The organism is Enterococcus sp. NPDC086594 (assembly GCF_044746145.1).
Taxonomy (GTDB): domain Bacteria; phylum Bacillota; class Bacilli; order Lactobacillales; family Enterococcaceae; genus Enterococcus_D; species Enterococcus_D entomosocium.
This window is the reverse complement of record NZ_JBIVBP010000005.1, coordinates 211,439-231,458: the sequence shown is the minus strand read 5'-3', so window position 1 is coordinate 231,458 and position 20,020 is coordinate 211,439. Positions and strand designations below refer to the sequence as shown.

At 42.2% G+C, this 20,020-nt stretch carries 20 protein-coding genes; 16 read left to right on the top strand and 4 right to left on the bottom strand.

All coding sequences use genetic code 11. The annotated features are described in order from the left end of the window. Positions 1-182: 182 nt before the first annotated feature. Positions 183-458: a hypothetical protein gene (locus ACIPK1_RS10155; protein ID WP_016620494.1), complete on the top strand. Its 276-nt coding sequence runs from the start codon at positions 183-185 to the stop codon at positions 456-458. Next, positions 455-1,414 (top strand): SPFH domain-containing protein, encoded by a 960-nt coding sequence (locus tag ACIPK1_RS10150; RefSeq protein WP_005235198.1) that lies wholly within the window; start codon positions 455-457, stop codon positions 1,412-1,414. The genes ACIPK1_RS10155 and ACIPK1_RS10150 overlap by 4 nt, the downstream gene beginning before the upstream one ends. A gap of 65 nt (positions 1,415-1,479) precedes the next feature. On the opposite strand, the gene mprF is transcribed toward ACIPK1_RS10150, so the two are convergent. Further along, positions 1,480-4,026 carry a bifunctional lysylphosphatidylglycerol flippase/synthetase MprF gene (gene mprF / locus ACIPK1_RS10145; RefSeq protein ID WP_016620493.1) on the bottom strand — a complete coding sequence of 849 codons (2,547 nt, stop codon included), beginning with the start codon at positions 4,024-4,026 and terminating at the stop codon, positions 1,480-1,482. Between the two features lie 2 nt (positions 4,027-4,028). Next, on the bottom strand, positions 4,029-4,754 hold the full coding sequence (locus ACIPK1_RS10140) for an alpha/beta fold hydrolase (protein WP_016620492.1): 726 nt from the start codon (positions 4,752-4,754) through the stop codon (positions 4,029-4,031). 266 nt (positions 4,755-5,020) lie between these two features. Here ACIPK1_RS10140 and ACIPK1_RS10135 point away from each other — a divergent pair, with 266 nt between their 5' ends. From ACIPK1_RS10135 to ACIPK1_RS10125, 3 genes are all read left to right on the top strand, one after another. Further along, entirely contained in the window at positions 5,021-6,046 is a 1,026-nt protein-coding gene (locus ACIPK1_RS10135; protein WP_005235204.1) for an NAD(P)/FAD-dependent oxidoreductase, read from the top strand. Positions 6,047-6,246: 200 nt separating this feature from the next. Further along, positions 6,247-7,122 carry a cation diffusion facilitator family transporter gene (locus ACIPK1_RS10130; RefSeq protein ID WP_005235206.1) on the top strand — a complete coding sequence of 292 codons (876 nt, stop codon included), beginning with the start codon at positions 6,247-6,249 and terminating at the stop codon, positions 7,120-7,122. Positions 7,123-7,253: 131 nt separating this feature from the next. After that, positions 7,254-7,424: a hypothetical protein gene (locus ACIPK1_RS10125; protein ID WP_005235207.1), complete on the top strand. Its 171-nt coding sequence runs from the start codon at positions 7,254-7,256 to the stop codon at positions 7,422-7,424. A gap of 113 nt (positions 7,425-7,537) precedes the next feature. Here ACIPK1_RS10125 and ACIPK1_RS10120 read toward each other — a convergent pair whose 3' ends face one another. Then, complete coding sequence (locus ACIPK1_RS10120; RefSeq protein ID WP_042890964.1) at positions 7,538-7,801, bottom strand: hypothetical protein; 264 nt, start codon at positions 7,799-7,801, stop codon at positions 7,538-7,540. A gap of 171 nt (positions 7,802-7,972) precedes the next feature. Between ACIPK1_RS10120 and ACIPK1_RS10115 the strand changes: the two genes are divergently transcribed. After that, on the top strand, positions 7,973-8,461 hold the full coding sequence (locus ACIPK1_RS10115) for a GNAT family N-acetyltransferase (protein ID WP_016620490.1): 489 nt from the start codon (positions 7,973-7,975) through the stop codon (positions 8,459-8,461). A gap of 30 nt (positions 8,462-8,491) precedes the next feature. Then, positions 8,492-9,229 (top strand): MurR/RpiR family transcriptional regulator, encoded by a 738-nt coding sequence (locus ACIPK1_RS10110; RefSeq protein ID WP_400450693.1) that lies wholly within the window; start codon positions 8,492-8,494, stop codon positions 9,227-9,229. A gap of 23 nt (positions 9,230-9,252) precedes the next feature. Here the strand turns inward: ACIPK1_RS10110 and ACIPK1_RS10105 are convergent, their stop codons facing one another. After that, entirely contained in the window at positions 9,253-10,023 is a 771-nt protein-coding gene (locus ACIPK1_RS10105; protein ID WP_016620488.1) for a MurR/RpiR family transcriptional regulator, read from the bottom strand. 171 nt (positions 10,024-10,194) lie between these two features. Here ACIPK1_RS10105 and ACIPK1_RS10100 point away from each other — a divergent pair, with 171 nt between their 5' ends. The 9 genes from ACIPK1_RS10100 (at position 10,195) to ACIPK1_RS10060 (ending at position 19,931) form a co-directional block, all read left to right on the top strand. Further along, complete coding sequence (locus tag ACIPK1_RS10100) at positions 10,195-11,586, top strand: glycoside hydrolase family 1 protein (protein WP_016620487.1); 1,392 nt, start codon at positions 10,195-10,197, stop codon at positions 11,584-11,586. A 12-nt stretch (positions 11,587-11,598) separates the two neighbouring features. Continuing rightward, positions 11,599-12,903 carry a PTS sugar transporter subunit IIC gene (locus ACIPK1_RS10095; protein WP_016620486.1) on the top strand — a complete coding sequence of 435 codons (1,305 nt, stop codon included), beginning with the start codon at positions 11,599-11,601 and terminating at the stop codon, positions 12,901-12,903. A gap of 387 nt (positions 12,904-13,290) precedes the next feature. Beyond that, positions 13,291-14,589: a PTS sugar transporter subunit IIC gene (locus ACIPK1_RS10090; protein WP_005225702.1), complete on the top strand. Its 1,299-nt coding sequence runs from the start codon at positions 13,291-13,293 to the stop codon at positions 14,587-14,589. A gap of 27 nt (positions 14,590-14,616) precedes the next feature. Next, positions 14,617-14,868, top strand: coding sequence for a hypothetical protein (locus ACIPK1_RS10085; protein WP_005235223.1), 252 nt, complete (start codon positions 14,617-14,619; stop codon positions 14,866-14,868). A gap of 1 nt (position 14,869) precedes the next feature. Beyond that, complete coding sequence (locus ACIPK1_RS10080) at positions 14,870-15,964, top strand: DUF871 domain-containing protein (protein ID WP_034872254.1); 1,095 nt, start codon at positions 14,870-14,872, stop codon at positions 15,962-15,964. A 4-nt stretch (positions 15,965-15,968) separates the two neighbouring features. Further along, on the top strand, positions 15,969-17,081 hold the full coding sequence (locus ACIPK1_RS10075) for an amidohydrolase/deacetylase family metallohydrolase (RefSeq protein ID WP_016620485.1): 1,113 nt from the start codon (positions 15,969-15,971) through the stop codon (positions 17,079-17,081). Then, the gene (locus ACIPK1_RS10070; protein ID WP_016620484.1) at positions 17,065-18,171 is read left to right on the top strand and encodes a DgaE family pyridoxal phosphate-dependent ammonia lyase; all 1,107 of its coding nucleotides are present in this window, start codon (positions 17,065-17,067) and stop codon (positions 18,169-18,171) included. Before ACIPK1_RS10075 ends, ACIPK1_RS10070 begins: the two co-directional genes overlap by 17 nt. Continuing rightward, positions 18,168-18,917 carry a 2-dehydro-3-deoxy-phosphogluconate aldolase gene (locus tag ACIPK1_RS10065; RefSeq protein WP_142971944.1) on the top strand — a complete coding sequence of 250 codons (750 nt, stop codon included), beginning with the start codon at positions 18,168-18,170 and terminating at the stop codon, positions 18,915-18,917. Before ACIPK1_RS10070 ends, ACIPK1_RS10065 begins: the two co-directional genes overlap by 4 nt. Before the next feature lie 9 nt (positions 18,918-18,926). Further along, positions 18,927-19,931: a sugar kinase gene (locus ACIPK1_RS10060; protein WP_144330558.1), complete on the top strand. Its 1,005-nt coding sequence runs from the start codon at positions 18,927-18,929 to the stop codon at positions 19,929-19,931. The last annotated feature ends 89 nt before the right edge of the window (positions 19,932-20,020 follow it).

Genomic DNA, 20,020 nt, shown 5'->3' with positions numbered 1-20,020 from the left:
TTCTTCACTCCTGATTTTTATATTTTGTACAATTAAATTGTATGCAATTTAAATGAAAAATGCAAGGAATTGGTTTTCGTTCTATTTTTTTTTTCTAAAAAAAAGCGGAATCAGCATAAGTTTACTGTTCTCTTGGGTGAAACGTGCTATCATAGTTAGTAACACTTGTAATAGATTAACAAATGAGTTTGAAGCTTCAAATTTACTGCATGAAGGCAAAGAGGGTGAAAATCATCGTAGATTATATGGAAAAACGAGCGGTAGGGCGTTATTTTCGATCGTTGACGGATCATTATTCAGGCTATATACGGCTTTATGGCACCTATACAGAATATCGGGTGATTGCAGGGATTCCTGCTGAAAATGTCATGTTAGAGATTATCGGGGTTGAAAACGGTGTCTTATTGACCCGTGTAAACAATACATTATTTGAAAATGGAAGAGGGTTTTTACAATGATCATTATCCAAATTATTTTAGTTATTTTAGTATTAGTGATTCTGATTTGGCTGATTGCAAGCACTGCTGTGATCGTTCGTCAAGGGGAAGTCAAAGTTGTCGAAAGTTTTGGGAAGTACGTTCGAACGTTGGAACCAGGGCTTCATTTTCTTGTTCCGATTTTGTATACAGTTAGAGAAAGAGTGTCCTTGAAACAGATTCCTTTGGAGATCGAACCCCAAAGTGCAATCACAAAAGATAATGTAATCGTTCAAATTGATGAAGCAATCAAATACCATGTCACAGATGTGCGTGCCTTTGTCTACGAAAATGAAAACTCCGTTGTTTCAATGATCCAAGATGCCCAGTCGAACTTGCGGGGAATCATCGGGAAAATGGATTTAAATGAAGTTTTAAATGGGACTGAAGAAATCAACGTAGCATTGTTTACTTCAATCAAAGATATCACGGCAGGCTATGGGTTAGCGATTGACCGAATCAACATTGGGGAAATCAAAGTTTCGCAAGAAATCATTGAATCAATGAACAAATTGATCACTGCCTCTAGAGACAAAGAATCGATGATCACAAGAGCCCAAGGTGAGAAATCTTCTTCAGTCTTGAGTGCAGAAGCCAAAGCTTCTCAAATGACGATCGACGCCGAAGCCCGAGCGGAACAAACTCAAATCGATGCCGAGGCGCGGGCAAAGCGTGTACGGATTGATGCCGAGGCGGAAGCAGAACGAATCGCGAAAATCACTGAAGCTGAACGCAAACGGATTTTAGCCATCAATGAAGCAATCAAAGAAAGCCAGCTCGACGAGCGCTCACTATCATATCTAGGGATCGAAGCCTTCAGAGATGTGGTGAATAGCAATACCAATACGGTCATTCTGCCATCAAATATGACGGAACTGGGAAATATTCCAGTCGTCAAACAACTTTGGGAAAATGCACCATCTAAATCGGCTGAATAAGTTAAGCACAACAATTGAAAAAGGTTCCCATACTCCGAGAAGAAAGAGGAGTATGGGAACCTTTTTTACTTCGTTTTTTCCGCCGATTGATTATCGACGATCAAGAGGGCCATCATGACATACCCGATCCAACTATCCCGAGAGTATAAAATGTAGCGAGGGGACCAAGAAGCGGCATATTTCTGTTTGTATTCGCGTAACCCTTCAAAAGAATAGAAACGAGAACCAAAGGTGTAAACGAGATAGGCGATCCGCTCTTGCAAGAAACTGCTGCGGAAAGTACCAACGTTGGCTAATGGTGCCATGCCTAAATCAAATTGTTGGTAGCCTTGTTCTTTAAAATAGTCGAATAGCTGAATAAACAAGAAATCCATCGTTCCATTCGGCGCTTTTTCAGGATCGTGGCGCATCAAATCAATGGATGCTAGGCCTGTTTGATAGGTGGGCATAAAGGAAGCGAATGCGACGATCTCCTGTTGCTGATTACGGACGACAGCAATTGGTGCGGTGCTTAGATAGGATTCTGAAAAGAACCCAAGGGAGAACCCTTTTTCTTTCCGTCCATCTAGCCAGTTGTCAGAAATTTCCTTAAGCGTTGCAAATGTTTCGGCTGAAAAGGGAGGGGTGAGCACATCAAAAGTAAAGCCTTCTTTAGTGATCTTATTGTTCAATGCCCGCTGTCCCTTCATTTTCTTTCCTGAGAGGGTGAAGCTAGGTAGATCCACATAAGCTTTCTCACCGAATTTGATAAAGTCATACCCAAATTCATGCAGCAGCATCACCATTTCTTCACTACTTTCATAAAAGACCGGCAGATAATTCCATTGATCCATTTCTGTTAAGAAAGTTTCCAGTGCCTGTGGAAAGTCTGCTTGCTTCCCAGAAGGATCCCCCATGACTAAACATTTGTTATTAAAGGTCGTAAATTGAAAAAAGACCGTCGGCTCGCCAATTTCTGGATACACGTATACTTTCTTGTCTTTTAGATACACCAGATGGCTGTCGCTGTTGCCACCGTAAGTATTTAAAACATGTTTCACTTTATCAGTGGCAGCACTGACGCCTAATTGGTGTTTTGGTCCCATCAAGTACCGGGCAAACAGCAGCATCGCAATGGCGACGAATAAAATCGCAACGAACCCTTGCAGCCATAATTTTTCAGAAGGGAAAAGCAAAAAATCCATCGAATGGTGATGCGTTGGATGTCGATTGATATGAGGCATATTGTAGACCCCGATAATGACATAGAGGATCGTCAACGAACCAATTAACAAACCATCGATCGTCAGCCATTCCCACGAGAAGACGAGTTGTTTACGGAACAACTCGCTTTTTGAAAAAATCATGATTGCTAATAATAATAGAAGAAACAGCATGGTCGAAAAACGGAAGCCAGCAAAAATAGCATAACCGATTGTTGCTGCAATCAACAAAAGCGTCGGCACGTACGCGCGACTGACACGGGCAGATATCCCTCGACCGGCAATTAAAAAGAGGTAACCGAGAAAAATACTCGGGTACTGCATCACAAAATTCAAGCGAATCGGATTGAGGTGGGCCAACCATTTGATTTGATCAAAGGCTTCTGGAATCGTGGCGGAGAGCACCAACATCGTTCCCGTCAAATAAAGCAGCAACACTTCGATCTTGTGGAACACTTCCAACAACAAGCTTTTTGGAATACCAGAAAAGCGCTGGTTGAGGGAGACGCCGACATTTTTTGAGAAAAAAAGCAAACCGATCAAAAAGGGAATGATGTAATAAAACAGGCGGAAAAGCAACAGCCAAGCAATGACACTTTCACGGGGAATCTGCAGTGAGCCCATTCCCATGATCATCATTACATCAAAGGTTCCAAGTTCTCCGGGAATCATCGAAACGATTCCAATCACGGAGGCAGCGATGAAAAGTGGCAACAATTGAAACACATCCACCGAGATGCCCATCAAGAGACCAGTCGTAAAGAAGGCTGCAAAAACACCTAGCCATTCTAATAAGGAAGCGGCGATCAACTGCAGACGATCACGCCGTTGCAGTCCACCTAAGTAAGCATTTTTTTTGGAAAAACTAAGGGCATAGACAACTGGAAAATAAAGACTACCGCCTAAAAGCCAGATCCAATACTGTTGCAGATAATCTGTCGTTGGACCAAATAAGACGAAGGCTAGTGCAGCAAGGGATAAAATCGAAAGACCAGACATCAGGTAAATAAAAATCTTCGAAATTGCTTGGGCAACTTCTTTGCCTTTTTTTCCTTTGCCGTAAAATTCCGAGCGTAATCCGATGCTGATGAAGCCGCCGAAGCCGATTAAGTTGTTCATAGTGTTGATGATCCAGCTGGTTTCCAGCAAATAACGGCGATCAGGTTTGTCCCCTAGCAAGCGATTCAAGACGATATCATATAAGACCATGGGAAAGACACACAGTAAGCCAATGACAGCCATTAATGCCACTCGCCAAAGTGCCAGTTGCGCAAACAACTCTTTTAATTGATCAATGGAGATCGTCTTGCTTAATGAAAGCAGTTCGCCCAACACGATCACGGCTACTGCAATCAAGAAGAGTGTTTTAAACAGTGAGCGGTGGTCGCGGAGCCAAGTAAAGATTCTCATAGTTATTCACCGACCTTTTCTAAAAAAGATAATACTTTCGTGTTAAATACCTCTGGATTCTTTCGTGCAAAACTATGTCCTTGTCCTTTGACGACGATAAAATTGGACTGAGGGATACTGTTTGCAATATAAAATGAATGGGAAAGCTTGATCGAATCACGTTTGCCGACCAAAATCAATGTCGGCACACTGAGGTGATTCAAATCGGCTGTAGATAAACCGATTGGACGAAACAACAATCCCAAAATAGGGAGAAAGCCCCGCATTCCTTTTGAGAATGGGGAACAAAGCCAAACGATCAGATATTGCAAGACACTCCCCATTCGAGAAAAGAGTCTAACTCCCCGTGGCTCAGTATTGCCCGAGTTTAAAATCATACAACTAACATACTCAGGGTAAAGATGACAAAAGACCATTGCTAGATTAGCCCCATCACTAAATCCTAATAGGGCGATTTTAGACAAATTTTCTTGCTGAATGATTGCAAAAAGATCCGTTGCCATTTTAAAAAAATCGATCTTTTTCTGTGTGTTAGTGGACTTGCCATGCCCACGGCTATCGATTAAGTACAATTGATGTTTTTGTCGCAATGCGTCGACCTGCTTTGAGAAATAGGCACTGCTACCGCCATTTCCGTGCAATAAAAAAAGAGGGCATCCTGAACCGGTTTTTTCATAATAGAGGACAGACCCATCCGGTAAGGGTGCGTAACATTTTTCAACTTTCATTTTTTCACCTACTTTCTAAGAGTATACCTTGAAGTCAGTAGCTATCACAAACATATCACTAGATAAAATGAGAAAAAATAACGTTCTACTCATTTTTTCTTTAGCAGATATTTAGGAAAAGGCTTTTTTCTTTACAATGTAAATAAAAATAATCGGCTAAGTTAATTAATTTGTTTTCAGAAAATTCTTTACAAACACGGTTTCGTTGACTATAATCGAACTAACTAATTGAGAATGATTTTCATTTATGAAAGGGAGGCTAGCCAATGACCACTATAGCAGATGTTCTGATTATCGGAGGAGGGCCCACGGGGCTCTATGCGAGTTTTTATGCTGGATTACGTGATCTATCGGTCGTATTGTTTGAAGCACAAGCCGAATTAGGCGGGAAGATCAATTTTTATCCTGAAAAAATGGTCTGGGATGTGGGTGCATTGCCGCCAACCAAGGGGAAGAAAGTCAAAGAACACTTGATTGAACAGGCTAAGTTGTTTGATCCAACGATCTATCTGAAAACGAAAATCATCGAATTGACCAAGGAAGACGATCTTTTTTATGCAGTGGATGACCAAGGGAGGACCCATGTTGGACGCACCGTTTTAGTTTGTATTGGCGGCGGTGTCGTTTCTCCGCAAAAATTGCCTTGTTTCATCCATAATAATGTCGACAACTATATCCACTATCAGTTTCCTGACCAGCAAGCGATCCAAGGCAAACATCTTGTGATCTCTGGCGGCGGGGATGCAGCAGTTGATTATGCGATTGAAGCGGCGTCTTATGGGGCAAAAGTTTCGCTTTGTTATCGGGGCGAGAAATTGAAGGCCCATGAAGCACAAGTAAAGAAGATGAAAGCAGAAGGGATTCAAGTGTTGATGAATCACACGATTGACGGGGTGAATCAAGCCGAAACCTTCAATATGGTTCTAAGATTAAAAAACAGTGCTAACCAAGAAACGATCGATTTTTTATGCGATCATTTGTTGATCCAACATGGCTATGACCGGGACAGTGCCTTGTTAGATAAAGTTTCCTTTGATCTCGCACGTCATGAAGATTTTTATTTGAACTGTGAGATTCCAACAAAAACCAGCCATCCCGGTGTGTTTGCAGCTGGTGACATCCATTACTTCAAAGGCAAAGTGAATCTTTTGGCAGGCGCCTTTCAAGATGCTGCGCAAGCAGTCAACCAAATCAAACACTATTTAGAGCCGACCAGTGTCCCACAGGCGATGGTTTCTTCCCATAATGAGAAATTCAGTGAAAGAAATCGACAGCTGCTGGTGAACGAGTAGCAGCGATTCTTTGTGAAAGAAAAAAAGCAAAAAACAGGATTCCCTTGGGAGTCCTGTTTTTTTGGTAACCTCAGAACAGAAATTCGTTTCACTAGAAGTGAATGTTTGCCACTCCTAAAAAATAAAATCTCTCAAATAAATGATGCAATTGATGAAAATTTCAGCTATTATTTTCAAGTTGACTAATTGGAGGGGATGACATGAATCAAACAAGATATGCAGAATTAAAACAAGCAGAAAGAGGCGCTATCTTAAGTATCGTTGCCTACATTTTTGTTTCCATCGCCAAACTAGTTATTGGTCGTTTGGCAAACTCTGAAGGATTATGGGCGGATGGATTAAACAATGCGACGGATATCGTAGCGTCTATCGCTGTTTTGATCGGTTTGCGTTTGGCTCAAAAGCCAGCAGATGAAGACCATAAATATGGTCATTGGAAAGCAGAAAATGTGGCGAGTCTCGTAACATCCTTGATTATGCTGGCGGTCGGTCTGCAGGTTTTATGGTCCTCCATTCAAACGATTCTACTCGGTGAAACGCAAAGTCCCGATATGATTGCGGCAGTCGTCGGTATCATTTCAGCTATTTTGATGTATGGTATGTATTACTACAATAAGCGATTATCCGCTCGCGTAAAAAGCTCCGCTTTGCTAGCAGCTGCTAAAGACAACCGCAGCGATGCGTGGACGAGTATTGGAACGGCGATCGCTATTTTTGCCGCCTCATTTGGTATCGGTTGGTTAGACAGTTTGACTGCGATCGTGGTAGCTCTTTTGATTATCAAAACCGCCGTTGATATTTTTCGCGAGAGTGCCTTTTCACTTTCTGATGGGTTTGATGAATCGTTAGTCGTGGAGTATGAAGCGGCAATCGCTGGTTTTTCTGAAGTGAAATCTGTTAAATCGATTCGAGGAAGAATGTATGGCGCCAATGTTTTTCTTGATGTCGTCGTGACGATGGACAAATCTTTGACGGTTGAAAAGAGTCATAACGTGGCAGATGCTATTGAAGATCTCTTAGCTGATCGTTTTCAGGTGTTTGATACTGACATCCACATTGAGCCAGCTACCGAATAAATTTTCTGGAAAAACCTTGGTAGGACAAGGATGTAAACCACCCGTTTCCTGTTTGTAAACTGAAAAGTTCTTACGGAACCTGCTCATTCATGGCAAACTAGAGGTAACAAAGGAAGAAAGTAGGGAGCCCTATGAATAATAAGCAGGTAGTAGAAAATGAATTAGTTATTTCTTTAGATAAAATGGATGAAACAGAAATGATGGCAATTTGCCAACAATATATTGCGGCTATCGATGATAGCCAAGTCCTCTTCGCTTTACTGAAAAAAGTTCAAGCCTCTAAAGCAGCAGTAAGCAAATAAAAAAACCGGCATCTTATGCATTGATGTTCCCCACAGCGAAAGCGAAAGGAGCATTGATCAACATGAAAAGATGCCGGTTATTTTTTGATTCGTTCAAGTCTTTTTAAAAACTTTTAAAGGACGTTTAATAGTGCGGTTAATCCATAGACGAGCAAAGAAGCTATTCCTAAAGGAATAATGCGTCGAAATATAATCTCTTTCAAGCGCTTGCCTGCTTGTCGTTCTTTTTCATAGTTAGGATCATGAGCGTGTGCTTTAAATTGCTGAGGAAAACGAGAAAAGATCAAGCCATTGGTCATCGATAAAACCCATCCAATCAACACCAAGAAGAAAGAAACAAAAATGATTGCCAGTAAAAGTAGTTGTAAGAGTTGCATCGTATTGCTACCTCCTTTTTGTAGCCATTTTTTCACTTCTAGTTTACCATCTTTTGAAACTTTTAGGGATCTTTATTCAACGTGCCCTTTCTTTTTTTGGTTCTTCCCTTATAATAGAGATATTTATAAGCGAGTTTCTGTTTCGCACAGCAACAGAGAGAAGGGATTCTTATGGCAATTACACAAAAAATCATTCAATCACCAGAAGACTTCCAAACGTTGGATCGTTTGATCAACGAAATCTGGCCAGAAGTGTTTACACCAATCATTGGTTCGGATCAAGTCGCGTATATGCTGGCTCATTATCAATCACCAGCAGCGATTCAAAACGAAGTCCAGCAAGGAGCCGTCTATCTTTTACTAATGGAAGGTGACCAAGCAGTGGGGTATACAGCGTATGAAGAAACGCCGCAGCAGATTTATTTAAGTAAATTGTATCTCCACCTATCCACAAGAGGCAAAGGCTATGCCAGCCAAGTCTTTGATTGGTATGAGGAGATCGCCTCAGGCAAAACGCTGCATTTAAACGTCAACAAACAAAACCAGCAAGCGATCGCTGTTTATGAGCATCGCGGCTTTACACGTGTTTCTGAACGTACTGTTACGATTGGTTCGGGGTTTGTGATGGATGATTTTATTTATGAGAAGAAGATGGTTTGAAGGCGAAGGTGCGCAGCAAGGAGAAAACTGATGGAACTCACTGCCGAGAATAAGTCATTTAGTAAGAAAGAATGGCAACTATTTCAGTACGTATTAAATCAGCAAGCAGAAGTCTGTTCGATGTCTATTCGTGAGTTGGCGGATGCAACAAAAACTAGCTCAACGACTGTTCTACGGTTTTGTCGAAAATTTGATTGCGAAGGTTTTTCAGAATTTAAAATCAAGCTGAAAAAGACGTTACAGAAACAAGGAAAGACTGATCGATTATTCAAACAAGATAAAAAAGCCCTGCACTATTTTTTTGAACGTATGGATGAATCCTTCTATCGAGAAACATTATTAACGATTGCTAAACGAATAAGCAAAACAAAACTTTTGATCTTAGCCAGTGACAGGGAATCAACACTTTCTTTGACCTATGCCCAACAAAAGTTTGCACGTTTAGATAAGATCGTGAGCGTAGAGGAAGAAGTAGCACCGATTAAATCTGTTTGGCGAACCTTAAGTAGCGAAGCCACGTTGCTGGTTTTTTCTAATAAAGGCGCCGATCCATTCCTTGAATCCTTGATTACTGAATTTACCATCGCTGGAATTTCGACCATTTCACTAACAAATCGTTCAACAACGTCAATTGCCAAACTTTCTGAGCGAAACTTTGCTTATTATTTTTCCGATAATCAAGCAGCTGATTCATTGTCCTCACAAATTCCAGCCATTTATTTGGTGGAACTTTTATTTGATTTAGTTACTGATTGTGAAGGTCGCTGAATAATTAAAACTACCTACGCCTATCAGAGAAGTTCTTCTGATAGGCGTATTCTTTTGGCGATTTTTTCAATTAAATAGATTGCTGGTAGCTGAGAAGTCAGTTCAATGGTTTTCTCTTTTTTTTGACTGGCTTTAAAAATGGTCTCTCTTTCGATGTAATAGGGCACCGTTAAGTCGGATAACTGGCTGATGGTTGAATCTTCCGTATTCGTGATGGCAATAATCTGACAATCTTTTTGATTTAACTTTTGTAAGTATCGAATCATTTCTTGTGTTTCCCCAGAAATAGACAAAACAATGATACCGGTTTTGCACAATATGTCTTCTGGAAACCAGTCGATAGGATAATTTGAGGGATCGTCAACTTTTAATGCCGTTTTTCCCAAGTCAGTAAAATAGAGTGCGCCATATTCCGCAATCGTTTCAGATAAGCCTGATCCAATAAATAGCACGAAGCTTTTGTTCTTAAGAATCTCTGTTGCTCGATCGATTCTTTCAGATAAAAAGGGCTGGTTTACTCGCTTCAAGAAATCAATTGTTTGGGATTCATCACTATCGGATATTTTAGATTTTACGAGAGAATCTAAGTAAAAGCGCAAATTGATCTTAAATTCAGTAAACGTATTACATTCAAATTTCTTGCAAAAGCGGCTAATACTAGCAGTACTGGTATGGGTCTCTTTGGCAAGTTCTTTCATCTTCATTTTAGACACTGAAGCCAAGTTTTTTGATACAAATCGGTAAACCTCGTATTCTAGTGCAGTAAGTTCAGGATTGTAGTCAAGAAAAAGCATGATGCACCTCCGTAACAAAGTGTTTTTTTTGTGGAACAAATGACAAGGAATGAATACGTTTTCTATTTTGGATTATAACATTATATTGATTTTACTTCATGCTATACTTTCGTTGTTCAATAATGTAAGCGGATGCTTCGCTTAGTAAAAAAGGAATTGTAGGAGGGCGACATGGCGTATAATTTTTCGAAGGACTTTTTCTGGGGTGCAGCAACGAGTGCGACACAATCAGAAGGAACGATAGCTGGAGACAATAAAGGAGAAAACATTTGGGATTATGCATCAAAAAACTATAACCATCGGTTTTTTGAAGGAGTTACAACAGAACATACATCAAGGTTTTATCAGGAAATGGAAGCGGATCTGGATCGAATGGAGGCACTTTCTTTTAATTCTTTTCGGACTTCGATCTCTTGGTCACGTCTTATTCCCGAAGGTACAGGGGAAGTCAATCCAGAAGCAGTTGACTTTTATACCAGAATGCTTGATGGGTTAAATCAAAGAGGCATCAAACCGTTTATCAATCTTTATCACTTTGACATGCCAATGAAATTACAAGAAATCGGCGGATTTGAAAATCGTGAGGTCGTCGAAGCGTATCGGGCGTATGCGAAAATTTGTTTTGATTTATTTCATGAGAAAGTTGCGTACTGGTTTACCTTTAATGAGCCGATGATTCCAGCAGAAGCCGGCTATTTGCATGACCGACACTATCCTTATGTAGTAGATTTTAAACGGGCGGCACAAGTACTTCACCATATCATCCTTGCTCACTGTGAGGCAGTTAAGGTCTTTCGACAAGGAACTTATCAAGGAAAAATCGGTATCATCATGGATGTGATCCCAGTTTACCCAAGAAGCCAGCATCCTGCCGACTTAAAGGCAGCGGAAATGGCAGACCTGTTCTATACTCGCTCCCTTAATGAAGCGATATTAAAAGGTCGTTACCCTCAAGAGTTAAAGGCTATTTTAACGCGCTACGACCAAATGCCACGAGTGGAAGAACAGGATCTTGCCTTGATTGCTGAAACAACGATTGATCTGTTAGGGATCAATTATTACCGTCCACGGCGAGTGAAAGCCAAAGAATCATTGCCTAATCCCGAGGGAGTTTTTTCGCCAGAATGGTTTTACGATGATTACGAGATGCCCGGCAGAAGGATGAATACTTCAAGGGGGATTGAGATTTATCCTCATGGCTTGTATGATATCGCCAAAAAAATCCAGTTAGAATATGGGAATATTGATTGGTTTGTTTCAGAAAATGGCATCGGGATTCAGGGAGAAGAAACATTTATCGAAGGGGGGCAAGTACAAGACAACTATCGGATTGCTTTTTTAAAAGAGCATTTAATTGAGCTTCACCAAGCAATGACGGAGGGTAGTAACTGTCTGGGGTATCACATGTGGACATTTGTGGACTGTTGGAGTTGGCAAAATGCGTTCAAAAATCGCTATGGCTTTTATCGCTTAGATTTAGAAACAGGAGAAAAAACGGTGAAAAAGTCTGGTCTATGGTTTAAAGAAGTGATTCAAAGAAATGGTTTTTCAAACGAATTTTAGGAGGTTTTTATAATGAAAGTTTTAGACTCGGTTGCAATGAAGTTATTACCGATTGCCAATGCTATTGGACAGCAGCGGCACTTGCAGGCAATTCGAAATGGGTTGATTTCTATTTTGCCGCTCACGATCGTTGGTTCTTTTTTCACCATTATTTTAAATTTGCCGATTCCTGGTTATACCGAATGGGTCGCTCCTTATTTACCGGCACTTGACATTCCTTTTCGATTTACGGTGGGGCTAATGTCTCTCTATGCCTCATTTACGATCGGCTCCAACTTAGGTGCAAGTTACAAACTCGATCGGATAACAAGTGGGTTTTTATCCATGTTAGCAACGATTTTAATGGTCGTTCCAATCAATTTGGCGGAAGGCATCAGCACGACAGGAGATGCCGTACTTGCAGGAAGGTATTTACCCATTGCTTCACTTGGATCACAAGGATTATTCGGTGCGATCATTGCGGCGCTAGTTTCAGTAGAGATTTATCATTTTACGAAAGCAAAAAACTTGGAAATCAAGATGCCAGAAGGCGTACCTCCTGTGGTAGGAGAATCCTTTGCGGCACTCCTACCAACCTTGCTAGTTATCTTAGTCTTTTGGATTCCGCGACACTTTTTTGGTTTTGATTTAAATGGATTGTTGACGATCGCCATCTCTCCTTTAAAAGGGTTCTTAACGGGAAATAATTTGATTGGTGGGATCATCACACAATTTGTAATCTGTGTATTCTGGGTATTGGGTATTCATGGCCATGCCGTTTTAGGTCCCATCATTCGCCCGTTTTGGGATCAGGCAATTTTAGAAAATGCAGAATTGTTCCAAAATGGGATGTCTGCCTTTGATCTACCAAATCTTTTTACCGAGCAATTTTATCAATGGTATGCCCAAATGGGTGGAACAGGATCAACGCTTGCATTGGTTGTTTTGTTTATGTTCTCTCGTTCAAACTATTTAAAACAATTGGGTCGTCTTTCCATTTTACCAGGGATTTTTAATATTAATGAACCGATGATCTTTGGGACGCCAATTGTGATGAATCCACTGTTGGCAATTCCGTTTATTCTTGTGCCAATCGCTAATACTATCTTAGTCTATATCGTTACCGCTTTAGATTGGATGCCTAAGATGATGGTCAAACCACCATTTTCGATTCCCGCACCTCTTGGCGCATTGATTACCTCAAATTGGAATTGGGTTGCTTGTTTGATGGTCTTCGTCTGTTTCTTCGTTTCGTTAGCGATTTATTATCCATTCTTCAAAGCATTTGAGAAACTTCAAGTGGCGCAAGAGCTAGAAACAGTTAAAGAAGGTGAGTAGAATGGTTCTAGTAGTGAGTTGTTTGCTCTTGATTTTTCTGACCCATCTTCTTTTAGAAAAAAATAATGCTAGAATCACGCTGGCTTTTTGGAAACTATTACTTGTTTCCTTACTTTTCTTACTCAGTTTGTTTTTCCTGTTGATCCGCACTCCTTTGGCGCCAGTTTTCATTTTGTTACTTATCATCAATTGTACCGTCATCCAAAATCGATTTATGTATCAGTATCGACCGAAAGGACAACGATAGGACGCTTGATGGTTACTGTAAGAAATGTTATTGCGAAAAGATTATTCTATCTACTGTTTAAAAAACTATTTACGAACCTTGATCCTCTGTGCTATTATCCTTGTATAAACATTATAATGTTATAAACTAAGGAGGCAATTATGAAAGGGTTTGTAGAATTTATTGAACAGAAATTGATGCCGATTGCAAATAAAGTGGGGATGCAACGGCACATGGTAGCGATTCGAAAGGGGATCATCGCTACTTTACCATTAACGATCGTTGGGTCGTTCTTTACGATTTTGCTGAATTTCCCCATTGAATCGGTCGCTGCGGTGATCGAACCGTATCGGGAAGTTTTGGATATTCCATTTCGTTATACAGTCGGATTATTGGCATTATATGCAACGTATGGGATTGCTTCATCGCTAGCCAAAAGCTACAAGCTGGATTCATTGACTGCGGGTATTTTAGCAACGATGTCCTTTCTTGTAACCGCTGCACCACCGTTGCGAGTCTTTGATTCTGTGGAAGGTATCATTGATGCCGGGCGTTATATCAATGTGGCCAACCTAGGTTCCGGCTCTTTGTTTGGTGCGATCGTTACGGCGATCTTGTCCGTTGAAATCTATCGTTTCTTTATCGTAAAAAATATCACCATCAAAATGCCAGATGGTGTGCCGCCAGAAGTGACAAATTCATTTATGGCATTGATTCCCGGTGGAGCGATCTTGATTTTGTTCTGGGTGATCCGTCATATGCTCGGTTTTGATATCAATGGCTTTTTAAGTAACTTGTTGATGCCGTTAAAAGACGTGCTAGCGGGTAACAGTTTGTTTGGTGGTTTATTGACTGTCTTCTTGATCTGTTTCTTCTGGGTACTGGGAATTCATGGACCAGCCATCATGGGTCCTGTCATTCGTCCCTTCTGGGATATTTCCATCGCTGAAAATATGGAAGCCTTCCAAGCATCTGGCAATGCGCATGAATTGCCTAATATTTTTACGGAACAATTTTTACAATGGTTCGTATGGATCGGTGGAGCCGGTACGACCTTAGCGTTGGTCGTTTTGTTCTTCTTCTCCAAATCAAAATACTTGAAACAATTGGGCCGTTTGTCCATCTTGCCAGGCCTATTCAATATCAATGAACCAGTGATTTTCGGTGCACCGATCGTAATGAACCCAATCTTAGGTATTCCTTTCTTGGTGGCACCGTTGATTACGACAACGATTTCTTACTTCGCTACCATTACCGGTGTTGTACCGATGATGGCTGCCAGACTTGGGTTTGCCATTCCAGCACCAATCGCCGCCTGGATGAGTACGGACTGGAGTATCGCAGCAGCGATTTTAGTGATCGTCAACTTCTTTATCACACTCGCAATCTATTACCCATTCTTTAAAGTCTTTGAGAAACAGCAGATTGCCCGAGAGCAAGAAGAAGAAACAGCCGCTTAAGCAAAACAAAAAGAGTGAGGTGCAAACATGGGGATTTATGCCATTTGTTTATTTTTTGGTTGTCAAATTTGGTTAACAAAATCAGCACAAGGGAAAAAAATTCAAGAAGTGCCGTTTTGGCGGATGCTTTTGTTCGGGATTCTTGGCGTTGCTGCAGCGATCCTACTGAGCCGTCAGTTTCCGTGGGGACCATTTTTGACGATGACGGCGACGATTGTTTGCAGTTCGCTTTTACTGACACGTTTTACTGCTTTTTATGAAGAAATGAGGATGAGATAAGTTGAAAAGAAAACTAGGAGTATCGGTGTATCCCGATCACAGTGATTTTGAAACAGATAAAGCCTATCTGCAATTAGCCCATGATTATGGCTTTAGCCGCATTTTTATGAGTATGTTGGAAGTGAGCGACGGCAAAGAAAACGTGCAGAAAAAATTTAAAGCGTTGATTGATTTTGCCAAAGGATTAGGCTATGAAACGATTTTAGACGTGGCACCAGCCATCTTTTCTGAACTAGGCATCTCCTATGATGACTTGACCTTTTTCCATGAACTAGGTGCCGATGGGATTCGTTTAGATTTAGGTTTTGACGGCAACAAAGAAGCGATGTTGACCTACAATCCCTTTGGTTTAGCTGTTGAATTGAATATGAGCAATGATGTGGCGTATTTAGACAATATTTTGACCTATCAAGCCAACATTCCTTACTTATACGGCTGCCACAATTTCTATCCGCAAGAAGGGACTGCCTTACCCTATGATTTCTTTGAAAAATGCAGTCGTCGTTTCAAGGAAAAAGGCATTCGAACCGCCGCATTTATCTCTTCTCAAACGGGAACGATCGGACCTTGGGATATCAATGATGGCTTACCGACCTTAGAAATGCACCGAAGAATGCCTGTAGAAACTGCCGCAAAGCATTTGTTTGCCACAGGCTTGATTGATGATGTCATTATCGGCAATGCTTATGCTTCGGAAGCAGAATTGGCGGCACTAGGAGCGATTGATCGCTACCAGACCGCATTTGCTATTGAATTTGTGCCTGAAATCAATGAAGTTGAACGCCAAATCGCCCTGGACGAGCAGCATTACCGTCGAGGCGACATCACCGATCGGATGATCCGTTCCACAGAAGTTCGTAAAAAGTATAAGAACCATGACAATCCTGTCCATGACCACGAAGGCGTCTTTCAACGAGGGGACGTTGTGATCGGCAATGATCGTTTTGGCAAGTACAAAAACGAGCTGCAAGTCGTGCTGGAGCCTCACTCAGATCCACGAAAAAATAAAATCGGTTCGATCGTCGAACAAGAGTTAGTTCTGCTGCCCTTTATCCATCCTTGGTCGAAATTCACTTTCACAGAGAGGAAGGTGTAACGAAATGTTTGATTTGATTATTCGTCAAGCCCGCACGATCGATGAAAAAGTATTTGATATTGGGATTCAAGACGGCAAAATCACTGCTCTGGCACCCATGTTGAAGGAGCAGGCGAAACAAGAGCTGACCTTAGCAGAAGGGGAGTTCTTGTCAGCTGGTTGGATCGATGACCATGTCCATTGTTTCGAGGAAATGACGCTCTATTATGATTATCCAGACGAGATCGGTGTCAAACGAGGCGTCACGACCGTTATCGATGCGGGGACGACTGGCGCCGAAAATATCCATCGGTTTTATGATTTAGCCAAAGAAGCCAAAACCAATGTCTTTGCTTTAGTCAATATTTCCAAATGGGGGATCGTAGAGCAGGATGAACTTGCGGATCTGTCAAAAGTCAAAAAAGAATTGGTCAAAGAAGCGCTGCAGAAGTTTCCTGACTTTATCGTCGGAATCAAAGCCCGAATGAGCAAAACGGTGATCGGCGAAAATGGCATCACACCGTTGAAATTAGCGAAAGCGATCCAGGCTGAAAATCAACCGCTGCCTCTGATGGTTCACATCGGCTCAGCACCACCGAATTTAGCAGAGATTCTCGCTGAATTGGAAGCAGGCGATGTGGTGACCCATTGCTTTAACGGCAAAGCCAATGGGATTTTGGATCAGACGAACCAAACCATCAAGCCTTTCGTCTTTGCTGCCTATGAAAAAGGCTTGGTCTTCGATATTGGTCATGGGACAGACAGTTTCAACTTTGATGTGGCGGAGAAGGCCTTTGCCAATCAGCTAAAGGCTTCTTCCATTAGTACGGATATCTACATCCGCAATCGTACCAATGGACCTGTTTTTGATTTAGCGACGACTATGGAAAAATTAGCGGTCGTAGGGTATGATTGGCGTGAGATCATCGAGAAGGTGACCAGTGCCCCTGCGAAGCAATTTCATTTACAGAACAAAGGCGAGATCGCATTGGGATATGATGCTGATTTTACGATTTTCCGCTTTGAAGAGGGCGAAAAGGAATTGACGGATTCTAACGGCAATCGCCGAATCACGACACAACAGATCGTGCCGCAAAAAGCGGTGATAGGAGGGGAACTTTTTGACACTGAATATTGAAGAACTAGGCTTGAAAGAAGTCATCAATGCTTCTGGCAAAATGACGATTCTAGGTGTCTCGAAAGTCAGCGAAGGCGTGCTTGCAGCCCAGCGCTATGGCGGGGAGCATTTCTTTGAAATGGCAGATCTAGCAGAAAAAACCGGTGCCTATTTAGCAAAATTGTTGAAAACGGAAGATGCGCAAATCGTTTCTTCCGCTTCGGCGGGAATCGCCCAATCAGTGGCGGCACTCATCGGTCAAGGAGACAGCTATCATTTGTACCACCCATACAGTGAGAAAATCAGCAAGCGGGAGATCATTTTGCCCAAAGGCCACAACGTAGATTATGGCACACCGGTGGAAGTGATGGTGGCGCAAGGCGGCGGAAAAGTCGTAGAAGCAGGCTATGCCAATATGTGCATACCCGAGCACATTGAACAGATGATTACGCCCGAAACGGCGGGGATCCTCTACATAAAGAGTCATCATACCGTTCAAAAAAGTATGCTGACGGTAGCAGAAACGGCCCAAGTTGCCAAGGCACACGATCTTCCATTGATCGTTGATGCGGCTGCTGAGGAAGATTTGTTTGCCTATACCCAAGCAGGTGCTGATTTAGTGATCTATTCAGGTGCGAAAGCACTGTCAGGACCAAGTGCTGGCTTAGTGATCGGCAAGCAGCCCTATGTCTCTTGGGTGCGCCTGCAATCCAAAGGTATTGGTCGAGCAATGAAAATCGGTAAAGACAATATTCTCGGATTTACCCAAGCCGTGACGGATTATCTAACGGAGGGAACAGAATCTGGCGCTTCGATGCAAGAGCGCCTACAACCATTTATTGCGGCAATCAATGAAATCACTGGTTTCGAAGCAAAAATCGTTCAAGATAGCGCTGGCAGAGACATTTATCGAGCGAGTGTCAAAGTGAAAGAACCAAGTGCCAAAGCAGTGATCGACGCGCTAAAAGCGGGAGAACCAGCGATTTATACCCGTGAATACCAAGCCAATAACGGCATTATTGAATTTGATATCCGAGCAGTCAATGAACAAGAAATGGCAGTGATCACCGATCGCTTACAAGAAATTATGTTAGGAGCAACCCAAAAATGAAAACTTCACCCAATTATTTCGCTGACCGTGTCTGTCTGAATGTGTTAGCAAACTCTGTTGAAAATGCGAAAGCTTGTTATGAAGCAGCAGAGGGCAACATCGTCCTAGGTGTTTTATCAAAAAATTATGCTAGCGATGAGGCAGCCATCGTTGACATGAAAACCTATCAAGCGGCAACAAATAATGCCCTTTCTGTTGGGCTTGGTGCTGGCGACCCCAACCAAAGTGAAATGGTCTCCCGAATTTCCGCTGTTCTACAGCCACAGCATGTCAACCAAGTATTCACGGGGGCAGGGACCTCACGAGCTTTGTTAGGACAATCTGAAACGATCGTCAATGCCCTTGTTTCACCAACGGGAAAAGTCGGCTATGTCAATATTGCTACTGGACCATTGAGTTCACAAACTCCAGCTGCAGAAGTCCCCGTCGAAACAGCGATCGCTTTATTAAAAGACATGGGGGCTAGTTCTATCAAGTATTTTCCAATGAAAGGGTTGGCTCATAAAGCAGAGTATCAAGCAGTAGCAGAGGCTTGTGCTGCGAATGATTTTTATTTGGAACCGACCGGCGGCATCGATTTAGAAAACTTTGAAGAAATCTTGCAGATCGCTGTTGATGCAGGAGTAAAAAAAATCATTCCACATATTTACAGCTCGATCATCGATGGCGAAACAGGGAACACACGCCCTGAAGATGTACAGACATTAGCAGAAATGACGAAAAAGGTGTTGGCAGCAGCCAAATAGGGGGGATCAATGATGCGGATCGGTGCTTACGGTGAGGTAATGATGCGATTGACGCCACCAGAATATCGAACACTGGAACAGACCCACTCTTTGCGGATGGATTTTACAGGAACAGGGGTCAATCTGTTAGGCAATTTGGCGCATTTCGGCTTGACCACCTCGATGCTGACACAAGTGCCAGCCAACCGTTTAGGGGATACGGCGAAAGCCAGCTTGCGTTCCTATGGGATTCAAACAGCATTTGTTGGCAAAAAATACAGCCATATCGGCAGTTATTTCGCCGAGATCGGCTACGGCGCTCGTCCGACTTACGTGACTTATCAAAATCGCCATCATAGTTCCTTTGGCGTTTCAGGTCCAGAAGAATATGCCATCGATGAATTTCTAGAAACAGTCGATCTCATTCATATTTGCGGGATCTCTCTTAGTTTGACTGAGAGAACCTGGCAAACTGCATTGGCTTTGGCGAAACAGGCCCATGTAAAGCAGATTCGCGTCTGCTTTGATTTTAACTTCCGCCCAAGCTTGAATGAAGAATTAAATCGGGAGGTACTAAAACAACGGTATGAAACGATTCTACCTTATTGTGATCTAGTTTTCGGCTCTGTCCGTGACTTGGAGGAGCTGCTGGCATATCCCTTAGAGGAAACAGAAGGCGCCGAGCTTGCGTTGATCCAATCCTTTATTGACCAGTATCAACTAGAATGGTTCTGCGGGACACGCCGTCTAGCCGTGGAAGACAAGCAGTTTATCAGTGGAAGAATCATTACGGCGCAGGATGCCTATGAAACGGCACCGCAGCTGCTGCAAGTCTTGGATCGGATCGGGGCAGGGGATGCCTATGCCGCTGGTGTATTATTAGGCTATGCCGAAAAATGGTCGCTCCAACGCACCGCTGATTTTGCAATCACGAATGCTGTATTGGCTCATACGATGCTGGGAGATGTCCCCTTAACCACCAAAGAACAAGTGGAACAAGTCTTACAGGCACCAGGGAAAGACTTGATTCGCTAGAAAAAACACTTGCATCCTTCTCCTGATGGATAACTGCGCAAAAGCAGAACAATCGGCTGCTTTTGCGAAATCATCCATCGATTTTAGGA